The sequence below is a fragment of the Klebsiella sp. K47 genome, from assembly GCF_051858335.1.
Taxonomy (GTDB): domain Bacteria; phylum Pseudomonadota; class Gammaproteobacteria; order Enterobacterales; family Enterobacteriaceae; genus Klebsiella; species Klebsiella pneumoniae.
In genome coordinates this window covers 166668-181250 of sequence record NZ_JBPYUI010000002.1, presented here as the reverse complement: position 1 = coordinate 181250, position 14583 = coordinate 166668, and the positions used below count along the sequence as shown (strand labels likewise).

Annotated in this window: 14 protein-coding genes and 1 other RNA gene; 9 read left to right on the top strand and 6 right to left on the bottom strand. The window is 58.0% G+C overall.

The annotated features are described in order from the left end of the window. Positions 1–11 precede the first annotated feature (11 nt). Positions 12–455, top strand: a complete 444-nt coding sequence (locus tag RRF55_RS02655) for a YhbP family protein (RefSeq protein ID WP_004889620.1) — start codon at positions 12–14, stop codon at positions 453–455. Here the strand turns inward: RRF55_RS02655 and RRF55_RS02650 are convergent. Continuing rightward, positions 417–953 carry a type 1 glutamine amidotransferase domain-containing protein gene (locus tag RRF55_RS02650; protein ID WP_002918221.1) on the bottom strand — a complete coding sequence of 179 codons (537 nt, stop codon included), beginning with the start codon at positions 951–953 and terminating at the stop codon, positions 417–419. The two genes, RRF55_RS02655 and RRF55_RS02650, sit on opposite strands and share 39 nt — an antisense overlap. A 128-nt stretch (positions 954–1081) precedes the next feature. Here RRF55_RS02650 and RRF55_RS02645 point away from each other — a divergent pair, with 128 nt between their 5' ends. Together RRF55_RS02645 and RRF55_RS02640 are read left to right on the top strand one after the other, a co-directional pair. Beyond that, on the top strand, positions 1082–1729 hold the full coding sequence (locus tag RRF55_RS02645; RefSeq protein ID WP_023288018.1) for an NAD(P)H-binding protein: 648 nt from the start codon (positions 1082–1084) through the stop codon (positions 1727–1729). A 75-nt stretch (positions 1730–1804) separates the two neighbouring features. Continuing rightward, positions 1805–2845 (top strand): permease, encoded by a 1041-nt coding sequence (locus RRF55_RS02640; RefSeq protein ID WP_004889624.1) that lies wholly within the window; start codon positions 1805–1807, stop codon positions 2843–2845. 121 nt (positions 2846–2966) lie between these two features. Here RRF55_RS02640 and dolP read toward each other — a convergent pair whose 3' ends face one another. Genes dolP through RRF55_RS02620 form a run of 4 tightly spaced genes read right to left on the bottom strand, consistent with a single transcriptional unit; the run spans position 2967 to position 6620 of the window. After that, positions 2967–3542: a division/outer membrane stress-associated lipid-binding lipoprotein gene (gene dolP / locus RRF55_RS02635; protein ID WP_002918214.1), complete on the bottom strand. Its 576-nt coding sequence runs from the start codon at positions 3540–3542 to the stop codon at positions 2967–2969. A 9-nt stretch (positions 3543–3551) separates the two neighbouring features. Further along, entirely contained in the window at positions 3552–4142 is a 591-nt protein-coding gene (diaA, locus tag RRF55_RS02630) for a DnaA initiator-associating protein DiaA (protein WP_002918211.1), read from the bottom strand. Between the two features lie 25 nt (positions 4143–4167). Next, entirely contained in the window at positions 4168–4554 is a 387-nt protein-coding gene (locus RRF55_RS02625; protein ID WP_002918206.1) for a YraN family protein, read from the bottom strand. Continuing rightward, positions 4512–6620 carry a penicillin-binding protein activator gene (locus tag RRF55_RS02620; protein ID WP_023288017.1) on the bottom strand — a complete coding sequence of 703 codons (2109 nt, stop codon included), beginning with the start codon at positions 6618–6620 and terminating at the stop codon, positions 4512–4514. The genes RRF55_RS02625 and RRF55_RS02620 overlap by 43 nt, the downstream gene beginning before the upstream one ends. A 63-nt stretch (positions 6621–6683) precedes the next feature. On the opposite strand from RRF55_RS02620, the gene rsmI reads away from it, so the two are divergent. Continuing rightward, a complete protein-coding gene (rsmI, locus tag RRF55_RS02615) occupies positions 6684–7547 on the top strand; it encodes a 16S rRNA (cytidine(1402)-2'-O)-methyltransferase (RefSeq protein WP_004144878.1) in 864 nt (287 codons plus the stop codon). A gap of 200 nt (positions 7548–7747) precedes the next feature. On the opposite strand, the gene garD is transcribed toward rsmI, so the two are convergent. Then, positions 7748–9319, bottom strand: a complete 1572-nt coding sequence (gene garD / locus RRF55_RS02610) for a galactarate dehydratase (protein ID WP_002917960.1) — start codon at positions 9317–9319, stop codon at positions 7748–7750. A gap of 392 nt (positions 9320–9711) precedes the next feature. Here garD and RRF55_RS02605 point away from each other — a divergent pair, with 392 nt between their 5' ends. The 5 genes from RRF55_RS02605 to rnpB all read left to right on the top strand — a co-directional run bounded on the left by RRF55_RS02605 (position 9712) and on the right by rnpB (position 14382). After that, a complete protein-coding gene (locus RRF55_RS02605) occupies positions 9712–11043 on the top strand; it encodes an MFS transporter (RefSeq protein ID WP_004149911.1) in 1332 nt (443 codons plus the stop codon). Between the two features lie 26 nt (positions 11044–11069). After that, the gene (garL, locus tag RRF55_RS02600; RefSeq protein ID WP_004144873.1) at positions 11070–11840 is read left to right on the top strand and encodes a 2-dehydro-3-deoxyglucarate aldolase; all 771 of its coding nucleotides are present in this window, start codon (positions 11070–11072) and stop codon (positions 11838–11840) included. Positions 11841–11866: 26 nt separating this feature from the next. Further along, positions 11867–12757, top strand: coding sequence for a 2-hydroxy-3-oxopropionate reductase (gene garR / locus RRF55_RS02595; protein ID WP_004889634.1), 891 nt, complete (start codon positions 11867–11869; stop codon positions 12755–12757). A gap of 64 nt (positions 12758–12821) precedes the next feature. Continuing rightward, complete coding sequence (garK, locus tag RRF55_RS02590) at positions 12822–13967, top strand: glycerate 2-kinase (protein ID WP_023288016.1); 1146 nt, start codon at positions 12822–12824, stop codon at positions 13965–13967. Between the two features lie 32 nt (positions 13968–13999). Beyond that, positions 14000–14382: RNase P RNA component class A (rnpB, locus tag RRF55_RS02585), an RNA gene on the top strand. Positions 14383–14583: the final 201 nt, after the last annotated feature.

The window sequence follows — 14583 nt, the reverse complement described above, 5'->3', positions numbered from 1 at the left end:
GGAGAAGAAAGATGGATACGCTTGCCGCCATTGGTCGCTGGCTGAGTAAACAGCACGTCGTCACCTGGTGCGTCTCCCGTGAAGACGAGCTGTGGTGCGCGAATGCCTTTTACGTCTATGACCCGGATACCGTGGCCTTTTATCTGCTCAGCGAGGAGCACACCCGCCATGGCCAGATGACCGGACAGAGGGCGAAGGTGGCCGGCACGGTTAACGGCCAGCCAAAAACGGTGGCCCTGATCCGCGGCGTGCAGTTCAAAGGCGAGATCCGTCGTCTGAGCGGTGACGAAGAGGCGCGAATGCGCCAGCGCTACGTCAAGCGCTTCCCGGTGGCCCGCATGCTGTCGGCGCCGGTATGGGAGATTCGTCCGGACGAAATCAAATTTACCGACAACACGCTGGGTTTCGGGAAAAAATTACACTGGCGGCGTGATGCCGGCACCGAGCAGGCGTAGCGCTTCGCGATTGAAGGCCGGCAGATCGTCCGGCGTTCTGCTGGTAACCAGCTGTTCGTTATCGACCACCACCTCCTGGTCGTAAAACTCGCCCCCGGCGTTTTTCACATCCACCACAATCGGTTTCACCGCCGTGAGCTTACGTCCGCGGATCACATCGGCGCTGATCAGCAGCTGCGGGCCGTGGCAGATGGCAAACACCGGCTTACCGCCGTTGACAAAATCGCGGGTAAAGGTGACGAAGCGTTCATCACCACGCAGCTGGTCGGGAGAGTAGCCCCCGGGCAGCAATAAGGCATCAAATTCACCCGGTGTGACGTCATCGATGGCTCTGTCGATGGCGACCTCGGCTTCTCCCTGCTTACCCTTCACCGTTTTGCCAGCCTGCTTTTCGATCGTGATGACCTGATGCCCGGCGAGCTTAAAGGCTTCGGCGGGAGAGGTAAATTCAGAATCTTCAAAGTCGTCGGTAATGAGGACGGCTATCTTTTTACTCATGCTTCCTCCACTGTCTGGATGGTCAATGAGGTAATTCCATGATGATGGTGGATACTTACCTTGTAAGGTATTAAGCCTGGAACATGAGCCCGAAAGTGCAAGGCGGAGAATTCTGTAAAGGAGAACCAATGAGTCAGGTATTATTAACCGGCGCGACCGGGTTAGTTGGCGGTCACTTACTCCGGCTGCTGCAGAATGAGCCCCGTATAAGCACCATCGCCGCGCCGACGCGTCGCCCGCTGGCACCAGCGGAAGGTGTCTTTAATCCTCACGATCCCCAGCTGACCGATGCCCTGGCGCAGGTGGTTGACCCGGTGGATATCGTCTTCTGTTGCCTGGGAACGACGCGCCGGGAGGCCGGGAGCAAAGAGGCCTTCGTCCATGCTGACTACACGCTGGTGGTTGATACCGCGCTGACCGGCAAACGACTGGGTGCGCAACATATGCTGGTGGTTAGCGCGATGGGCGCCAACGCCCACTCGCCGTTTTTCTACAATCGGGTGAAGGGAGAAATGGAGGCGGCGCTGATTGAGCAAGACTGGCCGCGGCTGACCATCGCCAGGCCGTCGATGCTGTCAGGCAAGCGGGAAAAAAAGCGGGCCAATGAGACCTTCCTCGCACCATTGTTCCGGCTCTTGCCGGGGAACTGGAAATCCATTGCGGCCCGCGATGTGGCGATCGCCCTGCTGGCGGAGGCGCTGTCGCCCACCCACGAAGGGGTGCGAATTCTGTCATCATCGGAACTACGGGAGCGCGCCGCGCGGCAGGCTGAATAGCGGTTTGCAAACGCAGGCTTCCGGCGTAGTATTCACGGCTTCAATTCATATCCACATTTCTTGCTGGGGAATGCTATGGCTGGTCAGTCTTCATCTCAGGCGGCGTCACCATTTCAATGGTGGAAACCCGCGCTTTTCTTTCTCGTCGTGATTGTTGGTCTGTGGTACGTCAAATGGCAGCCGTACTACGGGAAAGCCTTCACCGCTGCGGAAACCCACAGTATCGGTAAATCTATTCTCGCCCAGGCCGACGCTAACCCGCTGATGGCGGCGTGGGACTATGCGATGGTTTACTTCCTTGCCGTCTGGAAAGCGGCGGTGCTCGGCGTGCTGCTCGGGTCGTTGATTCAGGTACTCATTCCGCGCGACTGGCTGCTACGCACCCTGGGACAATCGCGGTTTCAGGGCACGCTGCTGGGAGCGATTTTCTCGCTGCCCGGCATGATGTGCACCTGCTGCGCCGCGCCGGTCGCGGCCGGGATGCGCAAACAGCAGGTGTCGATGGGCGGGGCGCTGGCGTTCTGGATGGGGAACCCGCTGCTCAACCCGGCGACGCTGGTGTTTATGGGCTTTGTTCTGGGCTGGCAGTTTGCGCTGGTTCGCCTGGTGGCGGGCCTGGCGACAGTATTAACTGTGGCGACGCTGGTGCAGAAATGGGTGAAAGAGGCGGCGACGCAGCCGGTAGCGGTGCCTGCTGCACCGTCGGAAGCGACTCAGGGCGGCTTCTTTAGCCGCTGGCTGCAGGCGCTGTGGACGCTGTTCTGGAACACGATCCCGGTTTATATCCTCGCGGTGCTGGTGCTGGGAGCGGCGCGCGTCTGGCTGTTCCCGCACGCCGATGGCGTGGTGGATAATACGTTGTTCTGGGTTATCGCGATGGCGATCGCCGGCTGCCTGTTTGTGATCCCTACCGCGGCGGAAATTCCGATTGTGCAGACAATGATGCTGGCGGGTATGGGGACGGCGCCCGCGCTGGCGCTGCTCATCACACTGCCGGCAGTGAGCGTGCCGTCGCTGATTATGCTGCGTAAAGCCTTCCCGGCCAAAGCGCTGTGGCTGACGGGCGGACTGGTGGCGCTGTGCGGGGCGATTGTCGGTGCGCTGGCGCTGGTGTAGTTTGCCGTAAACGTACGCATAGCGGGATTGGATGCCGGGTGGCGGCTACGCCTTACCCGGCACACAACGGACAGGGGGCGGTAGCCCGGCTAAGCGCAGCGCCAGCCGGGAAACTGCAGCTTTATTTAATGTAGGTAAAGGCGGTGGTCACCCGGGATACGCCGCTTACCCGGCTGGCAATATCCGCCGCCGCCCGGCCTTCGCGGTCGGTCACCAGCCCCATCAGGAAGACTTCGCTGTTTTCCGTGGTTACTTTCACGTTCGAGGATTTGACCTGATCGGTGCTCAGGAGCTGCGAACGCACCTTGGTGGTAATCCAGGTATCAGACGAGGCGGTGCCTAAACCAATCGGCTGGCCCTGGCGCACTTCATTAAACACTTCCGTGGTCCCTTCCACGCCCATGGCGATTTGCTTGGCGCGCGCGGAGAGGTCCGGCGTCGGCGACTGGCCGGTCAGCAGAACTTTGCCCTGATAAGCGGTGACGTTGATACGGGCCTGTTTCTTAATCTGTTCATCTTTCGACAAGGCGCTATTGACGCGCAGTTCCAGGGTACTGTCATCGACCTGGGTTCCCACCGTACGCGGGTCCGTTGCGGCTTTGGTGCCGACTGCTGCCGTTCCGACTACCGCGGCGGCAACGCAGCCCTGCAGCAGTAGTGCAGAAAGCAGGATGGCGAGGGGCGAGAGAGCCTTCATGTGTTCTCCTTAATCGTCCTGGTGTGGAAAAAGAGTGTTATCTATCAAATCGCACAGACAGTTGACGGTCAGCATGTGCATCTCCTGGATACGCGCGCTGCGATGGGAGGGGATGCGGATTTCGACATCCTGTTGACCTAACAGGCCCGCCAGCTCACCGCCGTCATAGCCGGTTAACGCGACGATGGTCATGTCGCGGGTCACGGCGGCTTCCACCGCCTTGACGATGTCCCGACTGTTTCCGCGCGTAGAGATCGCCAGCAGCACATCGCCGGCGTGTCCCAGGGCGCGCACCTGCTTGGCGTAGATCTCGTCATGCAAGCGATCGTTAGCGATGGCGGTTAAGACCACATTATCGGTATTTAGTGCAATGGCAGGTAAACCAGGGCGTTCCGTTTCAAAGCGATTAATCATGCTGGCAGCAAAATGCTGTGCGTTGGCGGCGGAGGTGCCATTACCACAACAGAGGATTTTGTTGCCGTTAAGCAGGGACTGGACGAGCGTCATCGCCGCCCGGGAGATGGCGTCCGGGAGTGCTTCCGCTGCGGCAATTTGGGTTTGAATGCTTTCGGTAAAGCAGGCTTTGATTCTGTCGAGCACGGGATCCCTTACTTCTGGTATTACGCTATTCGCCAAAGGCGTTTTTTAGCCATTGGATGTCGTTTCCGGTGAAGGCTACCACATCGAAACGGCAATCCACAGTCTCAAAGCTCCCATTCTGTCGGCAGAGCCACAAACGGGCGGCTTTAAGCAGTCGTTGTTGTTTTTGCGGAGTGACGCTGGCCGCCGCATCACCGTACCGGGCGCTACGGCGGTAGCGCACTTCGATAAAAACGGTGACCGTGCCGTCGCGCATGATAAGGTCAATTTCGCCGCCACGCTCGCGGGCATTGGCGGCGATAAAACGCAGGCCCTGGCCTTCCAGCCAGCGGCGCGCCTGGTTTTCCCAGGCATCGCCGGTCTGTTTGCTTAGCTGGCCGGAACGATTTTTCCCTGCTGGTACTTGAGCCATGACAGTTTCCTGTTAATCACGCAATCCTGGTTGGCCGTCAGATCGCCGGTATTGCCGTTCAGCTCGAAGCCAGGCGTCTGGCGCATTTGCGTGAAGTGATTTGCCAGTGACCAGGCGTCAGCGCCCATGGCATACAGACGCGCCAGCGAGTAGTCATTACGCACCGCGGACAGCGCCTGCTGCATTAGCGACGGATTGCTGCCGGCCAGCATTGGGATCTCACTATACTGCAAGCCTTCCATCTCCAGACGGAAATCCGGCCCCGCGGTGCCCTGGGCGCTGCGCGAGCTGGCGTACAGGGTGACATTGCTCTGGCTGCCGTTGCGCATGGCGATCATCGGTTTGATATAGGCAATCTGTTCCGGGGTGGCGAGGATATAGGCCGCATCGACGCTGCCGCCGCTGCTTACCGGCATCTCATCCGCACTGCCGAGGATGCTGTTCTGCGCTGATGGCAGGGTGGAGACCGGGGTGCCGCTCAGCGCAATGCCCCCGCCGCCGTTCACGCCGGCGCGCAGCTCGGCCGTGGATCCAAAACGCTGCTGCAGGACGCTGGCGCCGCCCAGCTTCAGCCACTCGTCGGCAAAAGCGCTAACCACACGATCGCCCAGCGCGCCGCGCGGAACCAGCAGCAGCGGGGTCTGTTTCCCCTGTTGGTGGATATGTCGGGCGGCGTCACGCGCTTCGTCTTCCGGAGAAAGCGCGAAATAGCAGAGGTTAGCGCGGCTTTCGACTTTTTCCGGCTGGTTGAGGGCCAGCACATTGAGCGGCGTGTTGCTCTTGATAACCTCTTCAACGTTTTCTTTCAGCAACGGCCCAACCACCAGGGTGGCGCCATCCTGCTGCGCCTGGGCGAGCAGCTGGCTTATCGGCTGGCTGGTGGTGTCGTAAATTTTCAGTTCCGCAGAAGGGTTAGCGGCGGTTGCGACCACGGGCTGCGGCTGTGCGGCCGGCGCGGTAACCGGCTGGGTGGCCGGGGAAGCGGTAGTCTGCGGCGTGGCGGATGTTGCCGGCGCCTGGGCTGCCGGTTCCGCAGCAGGCGCTGCCTGGTCCTGCGTCGGGGCCTGAACCGGATCCGCGCGGCTTCCGGCGGCGGTAAGATCGCTGATTTCTGCCTGCGACGGACTCACCACATCATCATTACCGGAGACATTCGCCGCCTGGGCGACCTGGGCGGGAACCGCGCTGCCCGTCACCGACGGCGCGCCGTTTTTGGCGGCTTCAAAGCCCTGCTGGATAGTGCGGCCGAAGATCGACGCCTGACCGTTCAGCGGCAGAAAAAGCGCAATCTTGTTGATGGACGCAGGCTTATAGTTTTGCATATTCACAAGCGCCGTCGGCAGCATTTTAGCGCCCGGGTTTTGCGGATAGCGCGTCTGCCAGTCTTTAACGCCCGCTTTCAGTAGCGTCGGATCGTTGCGGTTGTCAAACCACATCCGCTGCAGATCCAGCCAGCCCTGGAGGATATTTTCATCGGCGTTGATCACCAGCGCATTGGCCTGGTCCTGGGGCATCGAGGTGAGCGCTTGCCAGGTCGCATCAATATTTTTCTGACGCTGTTTGGCGTCACTCAGCAGCGGCTGCTGGGCGATTAAGGCGCGCAGCAGGGTCAGCGATGGTTTGCCCTGGCTGGCATCGATTTGCGCCTGCCAGTAGCGCGCCTGCTGAGGCTGCTCAAGGTTTGTCGGATCGATCTTAGCCAGCAGATTACGGGCGGCCTGATAATCGTTCTGCGCCAGCTTCACTTCCACCGCCAGCAGCGACTGTTCACGGGCCTGAGTGCTGTTCAGGTTCGCCGGCAGCTGGTTAAACAGGTCGATAGCCTGCTGCTTCTTCCCTTCCTGCAGTAGTGCACGAATGGCGAGTAATTGCCAGTTGGTCTTGCTATCATTCGTGCTTTGCTGCATCTGCTGTAAGTAGAAACTGGAGTTGGCCTGCGACGTACCCTGCATAAACGCCGCGCTTTGATCCTGCGTGTGGGTGCCGCAGCCAGCAAAAATAAGAGTCGCCAGCAATACGGGCAGGCAGCGCGCGGGCTTAGAACGAAGAAATGTTGACGGTACCATAAGTGTCCAGTGATATTTTTTTGGCTCAATGCTCAATATTAAATCGGCAATACGGACGAGACAATGAAACAACACGAATCAGCGGATAATTCTCAGGGGCAGCTCTATATTGTGCCCACTCCGATAGGAAATCTGTCTGATATCACGCAGCGTGCACTGGAAGTGCTGCAAGCCGTTGATTTAATTGCAGCGGAAGATACCCGTCATACCGGTTTGCTGCTGCAACATTTTGCGATAAACGCCCGTTTGTTTGCGCTTCACGACCATAATGAGCAGCAAAAGGCGGAAACCCTGCTTGCCAAACTGAAAGAAGGGCAAAACATCGCGCTGGTTTCCGATGCCGGCACGCCGCTGATTAACGATCCTGGTTACCATCTGGTGCGCACCTGCCGCGAAGCGAATATTCGCGTGGTGCCGCTGCCGGGCCCCTGTGCGGCTATCGCCGCCCTGAGCGCCGCCGGCCTACCTTCCGACCGTTTCTGTTATGAAGGCTTCCTGCCGGCGAAATCGAAAGGCCGCCGCGATACCCTGAAAGCGCTGGAAGAAGAGCCGCGCACCCTTATCTTCTATGAGTCGACCCACCGTCTGGTGGAGAGTCTGGAGGATATCTGCGCGGTACTGGGAGAATCCCGCTATGTGGTGCTGGCTCGTGAGCTGACCAAAACCTGGGAGTCGATCCATGGCGCGCCGATTGGTGAGCTGGTGGCGTGGGTGAAGGAAGATGAAAACCGTCGCAAAGGCGAGATGGTGCTGATCGTCGAAGGTTTCAAGGCTCAGGAAGAGGCGCTGCCGGCGGCCGCGCTGCGTACTCTGGCGCTGCTGCAGGCGGAGCTGCCGCTGAAGAAAGCCGCCGCGCTGGCCGCGGAAATCCACGGCGTGAAGAAAAATGCGTTGTATAAGTACGCCCTGGAGCAGCAGGGGGAGTGATCCTGTAAACCCAATTGAAGCCTGGCAAGCAGCCCTTCAGATAGTGAAGAGCTGCTTGAGCGTCCTCCCACATGTCGGAAGAAATGTCGGAAAAAATGTCGGAAGAAAAGGGCAGAACCGCTTTTCTTGCCGCCCAGCATCCCTAACCAACAAGCCCGGATAGATCCGGGCTAAAAGTGGTTAAATCCTTACGCTCTCGATCAGGTTACCGGCGCCGGGTTAAATACCGCCAGCTGGTTGTGCAGGCCCCATTGATCGGAGAAGGTTTTTTTGCGTCCGCTGGCGACGTCGAGAATAAATTCGAACAGCTTCCGCCCGACATCCTCAATCGTCTCTTCGCCAGTGGCGATGGTCCCGGCGTTAATGTCCATTAAGTCATACCAGCGGTTGGCCAGCTCGGTACGGGTCGCCATTTTTATCACCGGTACCGCCATCAGCCCGTACGGCGTACCGCGACCGGTGGTGAATACCTGCACCGTGATGCCAGAGGCTACCTGCTGGGTGCCGCAGACAAAATCGCTGGCGGGGGTTGCGGCGTAAATGAGGCCGCGTTTGGTCGGACGCTGCCCCGGAGAGAGCACCTCAACGATGGCGCTTTTCCCTGATTTGGCAATTGACCCCAGCGCTTTTTCCACCACGTTGGCCAGACCGCCTTTCTTGTTGCCGGGGGAGGGGTTAGCGCTGCGGTCGGTTTTGCCCATATCAAGATAGTTATCGTACCAGGCCATCTCTTCCAGCAGACGTTTACCGACCTCTTCGTTAATCGCCCGCGGGGTCAACAGATGAATGGCGTCGCGTACTTCGGTCACTTCCGAGAACATCACCGTCGCGCCGCAGCGCACCAGCAGGTCGGACGCGTAACCTACCGCCGGGTTGGCGGTCACGCCTGAAAAGGCGTCGCTGCCGCCGCACTGCATCCCGACCACCAGCTCAGAGGCCGGGCAGGTTTCCCGCTGGCGCTGGTTCAGTTTCGCCAGGTGGCGCTCGGCGACCTGCAGAATGTCATCGACCATCGATTTAAAACCAACATGCTTTTCATCCTGCAGGCTGACGATGCTGGCGCTGTCCACCGGGATACTTTTGACGTCTTCCGTGCCCTGCAGCAGGCGTTCCGGCTGCAGCTTCTCACAGCCGAGGCCAATGACCATCACCTCGCCGCCGAAGTTTGGGTTGAGGGCGATATTATGAATGGTGCGAATCGGCACTACCGCCGCCGGCGCATTAATCGCCACGCCGCAGCCATAGAGATGATTCAGGCCCACCACGCCATCGACGTTGGGATAGTTTGGCAGCAGGTCGCGTTCAATGATTTTCACCACGTAATCGACCACGCCAGCGACGCAGTGCACGCTGGTGGTAATACCCAGCAGATTCTTGGTACCCACGCTGCCGTCAGCATTGCGGTAGCCTTCGAAGGTGTAACCTTCCAGCGGCGGTAGCGGTTCAGGCACTTTAGTGGCCAGCGGCAGGGTATTCAGCGGCGGGGCGGTGGGCAGCTCCACCAGCGACTCGTCAATCCAGCTTCCCTGCGGGATATCGCGTACGGCATAGCCAATGACTTCGCCGTAGCGGATGATTTCACCATGGGCGGGGATATCCACCAGGGCAACTTTGTGACCCTGCGGGATATGCTCGACGAGCGTCAGGCCGTCCGGGAAACGCGTTCCGGCGGTTAAGCCGCGATCGTTGACAATAATCGCCACATTATCTGTCGGGTCAACTTTAATATAAAACGCGGTCGGCGATTGTTGTCGAATTGCAATGTCAGCCATTGTCCAGTCATCTCCAAACAGGTGCTAATAATAAAATAAAACGCTAATTCATTTGCTACGTATCAGTATGATGGAATAAAGGATGTCAGCTGAGTTGATTTTAAAATGTGATCGGCATCACTCCTTTTTATGACGCTAACCTCTGCAGGGCAGGCAATCGTAAGAAGTGTGGATTAGCGCCCATGACTTATGGCATAAGCACAATTATGGCTTTAAATAATAACTTTATATTGTGGGTATGCATAGTGTCTGGCGGGGGCGTGCTGATTATACTGAGTCATGTTTTTGAGGTGATCGATATGCGAATAGACAGTTTCAATATCGTCTTTTAAATAAATCAGAAACCACTTAAAACAATTATAAAAGGTGTTCTGTGCCCGAGGAATGTCTAAATGATTTTGGATTCTACATTAGATGAAAAAAAAGGAATACCGACCCGCTATTTAATTCTGTTGATGATATTTGTGGTGACGGCAGTGAACTATGGCGACCGCGCGACCTTGTCTATCGCCGGTACTGAAGTCGCGAAAGAGCTGGGGCTCAGCGCGGTGTCGATGGGATACATTTTTTCCGCCTTCGGCTGGGCTTATCTGCTGATGCAGATCCCTGGTGGCTGGCTGCTGGATAAATTTGGCTCGAAAAAGGTTTATTCATACAGTCTGTTTTTCTGGTCACTGTTTACCTTCCTGCAAGGCTTTATTGATGTGTTCCCGCTCGCCTGGGCCGGGGTCTCCATGTTCTTTATGCGTTTTATGCTGGGCTTTTCCGAAGCGCCCTCGTTTCCCGCCAACGCCCGCATTGTGGCGGCCTGGTTTCCGGCCAAAGAGCGGGGTACGGCTTCAGCTATCTTTAATGCCGCTCAGTACTTCTCGCTGGCTCTGTTCTCGCCGCTGCTCGGCTGGCTGACCTTCGCGCTGGGCTGGGAACATGTCTTTACCGTGATGGGGATAATAGGGTTTGTGCTCACCATCATCTGGGTGAAGTTTGTGCATAACCCCACCGATCATCCGCGAATGTCGGCCGCGGAGCTGAAATATATCTCAGAAGGCGGCGCAGTGGTCGATATGGACCATAAAAAAGAGGCCACCCCGGCGGCCGGGCCGAAGATGGACTATATCCGCCAGTTGCTGACTAACCGAATGATGTTAGGCGTATTTTTCGGTCAGTATTTCCTGAATACCATTACATGGTTCTTCCTGACGTGGTTTCCGATCTACCTCGTGCAGGACAAGGGAATGTCGATTCTGAAAGTGGGGTTTGTGGCTTCGATTCCGGCGCTGTTTGGCTTTGCTGGCGGCGTACTGGGCGGGCTGTTTTCGGATTATCTGATTGGCCGCGGCTGCACGCTGACTTTTGCGCGTAAGCTGCCCATTGTGCTGGGAATGCTGCTGGCGTCGTCCATCATCCTGTGTAACTACACGGCCAGCACGCCGCTGGTCATTACGCTTATGGCGCTGGCGTTCTTTGGCAAAGGCTTTGGCGCGCTGGGCTGGCCGGTTATCTCGGATGTCGCGCCGAAGGAGATTGTTGGCCTGTGCGGCGGGGTATTCAACGTCTTTGGCAATGTGGCCTCGATCGCCACGCCGCTGGTTATTGGCTATATCGTGAGCGAACTGCACTCATTTAATGGCGCACTGATTTTTGTTGGCGGCTCCGCGCTGATGATGATGGTCTGCTACCTGTTTGTGGTTGGCGATATCAAACGTATGGAATTGCAGAAGTAAGCAACGATTAACGCAAGGTAAAAATCATGGATAACGCAATTTTTCCGAACAAATTTAAGGCCGCGCTGGCGGCGCATCAGGTGCAGATTGGCTGCTGGTGCGCTTTGGCTAACCCGATTAGCACCGAGGTGCTGGGTCTGGCGGGGTTCGACTGGCTGGTGTTGGACGCGGAACACGCGCCAAACGACGTCACCACGCTCATTCCGCAGCTGATGGCCCTGAAAGGTAGCTCCAGCGCGCAGGTAGTCCGTGTGCCGACCAATGAACCCATCATCATCAAGCGCATGCTGGACATCGGCTTCTATAACTTCCTGGTGCCGTTTGTCGAGACGGCTGAACAGGCGGCGCAGGCGGTGGCTTCGACCCGTTATCCGCCGGAAGGGATCCGCGGGGTCTCCGTTTCCCACCGCGGCAATATGTTTGGCACCGTGCCGGACTACTTCGCCCAGTCCAACAAGAACATTTCCATTCTGGTGCAGATTGAGAGCCAGACCGGAGTGGACAACGTCGAGGCGATTGCCGCGACCGAGGGCGTGGACGGTGTGTTTGTCGGCCCGAGCGACCTGGCCGCCGCCTTAGGCCATTTGGGCAATGCCTCCCATCCTGAGGTGCAGCGCGCTATCCAACATATCTTCGCCAGCGCGAAGAAGCACGGTAAGCCAAGCGGCATTCTGGCGCCAGTGGAAGCCGATGCGCGCCGCTATCTGGAATGGGGCGCGACCTTCGTCGCCGTTGGCAGCGATCTGGGCGTCTTCCGTTCTGCAACCCAGAAACTTGCCGACGCGTTTAAAAAATAATCACCAGGATGAAGAGAGAGAACATTATGACAATCAAAGTAGGTTTTATCGGTCTTGGCATTATGGGCAAACCGATGAGCAAAAATTTGCTGAAAGCGGGTTACTCGCTGGTGGTGTCTGACCGTAACCCGGAAGCGATTGCCGACGTGATCGCCGCTGGCGCTGAGACCGCGACGACGCCGAAAGCGATTGCCGAACAGTGCGAGGTGATCATCACCATGCTGCCGAACTCTCCGCATGTTAAAGAGGTGGCGCTGGGTGAAAACGGCATTATTGAAGGGGCGAAACCGGGCACCGTGGTGATCGATATGAGCTCCATTGCGCCGCTGGCGAGTCGGGAAATCAGCGAAGCGCTGAAAACCAAAGGTATTGATATGCTGGATGCGCCGGTGAGCGGCGGCGAACCGAAAGCCATCGACGGCACGCTGTCGGTCATGGTCGGCGGCGATAAAGCGATCTTCGATAAATACTACGATCTGATGAAAGCGATGGCCGGCTCCGTAGTGCATACCGGCGATATTGGCGCGGGCAACGTCACCAAACTGGCTAACCAGGTAATTGTCGCGCTGAACATCGCGGCGATGTCTGAAGCGCTGACCCTGGCGACTAAAGCCGGCGTCAATCCGGATCTGGTTTATCAGGCTATTCGCGGCGGTCTGGCGGGCAGTACCGTGCTGGATGCGAAAGCCCCGATGGTCATGGACCGTAACTTCAAACCGGGTTTCCGTATCGACCTGCATATTAAAGATCTGGCCAATGCGTTGGATACCTCACACGGCGTGGGCGCCCAACTGCCGCTGACGGCGGCGGTGATGGAGATGATGCAGGCGCTGCGCGCGGACGGTCTCGGCACTGCAGACCATAGCGCGCTGGCGTGCTATTACGAAAAACTGGCGAAAGTGGAAGTCACTCGCTAACAAGAAGGGCGCCCTGCGCGCCCTGTTATGCTTGCCTTGCGCGGCACTGTCAGGCTACAAAATTATGAAAATCGTCATTGCCCCAGACTCTTACAAAGAAAGCCTTTCTGCCAGCGAGGTAGCTCAGGCGATAGAAAAAGGATTTCGGGAAATTTTCCCTGATGCACAGTATGTTTCCCTGCCCGTCGCCGACGGCGGCGAAGGGACGGTGGAAGCCATGATTGCCGCCACCCAGGGAAAGGAACATTTCGCATGGGTAACGGGTCCGCTGGGTGAGAGAGTGAAGGCCTGCTGGGGCATGTCCGGCGACGGCGTCACCGCGTTTATTGAGATGGCGGCAGCCAGCGGTCTGGGGCTCGTTCCGCCCGACAAACGTAACCCGCTCATCACCACTTCACGGGGTACCGGGGAGCTAATATTACAGGCGCTGAAGCATGGTGCGGAACGGATCATTATCGGCATCGGCGGTAGTGCGACCAACGACGGTGGGGCGGGTATGATGCAGGCGCTAGGCGCCCGCCTCTGTGACGCCGAGGGACAAGAGATCGGCCATGGCGGGGGCAGTTTGAGCCGTCTGAGCCGGATCGATCTTTCCGCCATCGATCCGCGCTTACGTGACAGGATGATCCACGTGGCCTGCGATGTTACCAATCCGCTGGTGGGCGAGCGTGGGGCGTCGCGGATCTTTGGCCCACAGAAAGGGGCGACCGAGGCGATGATCGTCGAGCTGGATCGTAATCTGGCGCATTATGCCGACGTCATTAAGACGTCGCTGCAGGTGGACGTGAAGTCGATCCCCGGCGCGGGAGCGGCCGGCGGCATGGGTGCGGCGCTGATGGCCTTTCTCAATGCGGAGCTGCGCAGCGGGATTGAGATCGTTACCGAGGCGCTGAAGCTGGAAGAACAAATCCATGACTGCTCACTGGTGGTCACCGGGGAAGGGCGGCTCGATAGCCAGTCTGTTCACGGTAAGGTGCCGGTGGGGGTGGCCCGGGTGGCGAAGAAATACCGTAAGCCGGTGATCGGTATTGCTGGCAGCCTGACTCACGATGTCGGCGTGGTTCACCAGCACGGTATCGATGCCGTATTCAGCGTGTTAACTTCCGTTTCGACGCTGGAAGAGGCATTTCGCGGGGCGTTTGATAATATTTACCGCGCGTCGCGTAATATTGCTGCCACCCTGCAGGTTGGGATGACCACTGAGGGATGACAACGGGCGGTAAACCCTCTATACTGCGCGCTGAAGCTGACCAGACAGTCGCCGCTTCGTCGTCGTCCTCCTTCGGGGGGAGACGGGCGGAGGGGAGGAAAGTCCGGGCTCCATAGGGCAAGGTGCCAGGTAACGCCTGGGGGGTGTCACAGCCCACGACCAGTGCAACAGAGAGCAAACCGCCGATGGCCCGCGCAAGCGGGATCAGGTAAGGGTGAAAGGGTGCGGTAAGAGCGCACCGCGCGGCTGGTAACAGTCCGCGGCACGGTAAACTCCACCCGGAGCAAGGCCAAATAGGGGTTCATAAGGTACGGCCCGTACTGAACCCGGGTAGGCTGCTTGAGCCAGTGAGCGATTGCTGGCCTAGATGAATGACTGTCCACGACAGAACCCGGCTTATCGGTCAGTTTCACCTTTTACGCAAAAACCCCGCTCCGGCGGGGTTTTTGCTATTCGAATAGCGGAGAAAGGATGAATGACTGTCCACGACGCTATACCAAAAGAACGCGGCTTATCGGTCAGTTTCACCTTTTTATGTCAAAACCCCGCTCCGGCGGGGTCTTTGCTATTCGAATAGCGGAGAAAGGATGAATGACTGTCCACGACGCTATACCAA

Bases quoted from the DNA above. Each gene is read 5' to 3' on its own strand.
- garD (WP_002917960.1), bottom strand. From the start codon at position 9,319: ATGGCTGACATTGCAATTCGACAACAATCGCCGACCGCGTTTTATATT.
- RRF55_RS02620 (WP_023288017.1), bottom strand. From the start codon at position 6,620: ATGGTACCGTCAACATTTCTTCGTTCTAAGCCCGCGCGCTGCCTGCCC.
- garR (WP_004889634.1), top strand. From the start codon at position 11,867: ATGACAATCAAAGTAGGTTTTATCGGTCTTGGCATTATGGGCAAACCG.
- RRF55_RS02650 (WP_002918221.1), bottom strand. From the start codon at position 953: ATGAGTAAAAAGATAGCCGTCCTCATTACCGACGACTTTGAAGATTCT.
- garK (WP_023288016.1), top strand. From the start codon at position 12,822: ATGAAAATCGTCATTGCCCCAGACTCTTACAAAGAAAGCCTTTCTGCC.
- rsmI (WP_004144878.1), top strand. From the start codon at position 6,684: ATGAAACAACACGAATCAGCGGATAATTCTCAGGGGCAGCTCTATATT.
- dolP (WP_002918214.1), bottom strand. From the start codon at position 3,542: ATGAAGGCTCTCTCGCCCCTCGCCATCCTGCTTTCTGCACTACTGCTG.
- RRF55_RS02640 (WP_004889624.1), top strand. From the start codon at position 1,805: ATGGCTGGTCAGTCTTCATCTCAGGCGGCGTCACCATTTCAATGGTGG.
- garL (WP_004144873.1), top strand. From the start codon at position 11,070: ATGGATAACGCAATTTTTCCGAACAAATTTAAGGCCGCGCTGGCGGCG.
- RRF55_RS02645 (WP_023288018.1), top strand. From the start codon at position 1,082: ATGAGTCAGGTATTATTAACCGGCGCGACCGGGTTAGTTGGCGGTCAC.
- RRF55_RS02625 (WP_002918206.1), bottom strand. From the start codon at position 4,554: ATGGCTCAAGTACCAGCAGGGAAAAATCGTTCCGGCCAGCTAAGCAAA.
- RRF55_RS02655 (WP_004889620.1), top strand. From the start codon at position 12: ATGGATACGCTTGCCGCCATTGGTCGCTGGCTGAGTAAACAGCACGTC.
- RRF55_RS02605 (WP_004149911.1), top strand. From the start codon at position 9,712: ATGATTTTGGATTCTACATTAGATGAAAAAAAAGGAATACCGACCCGC.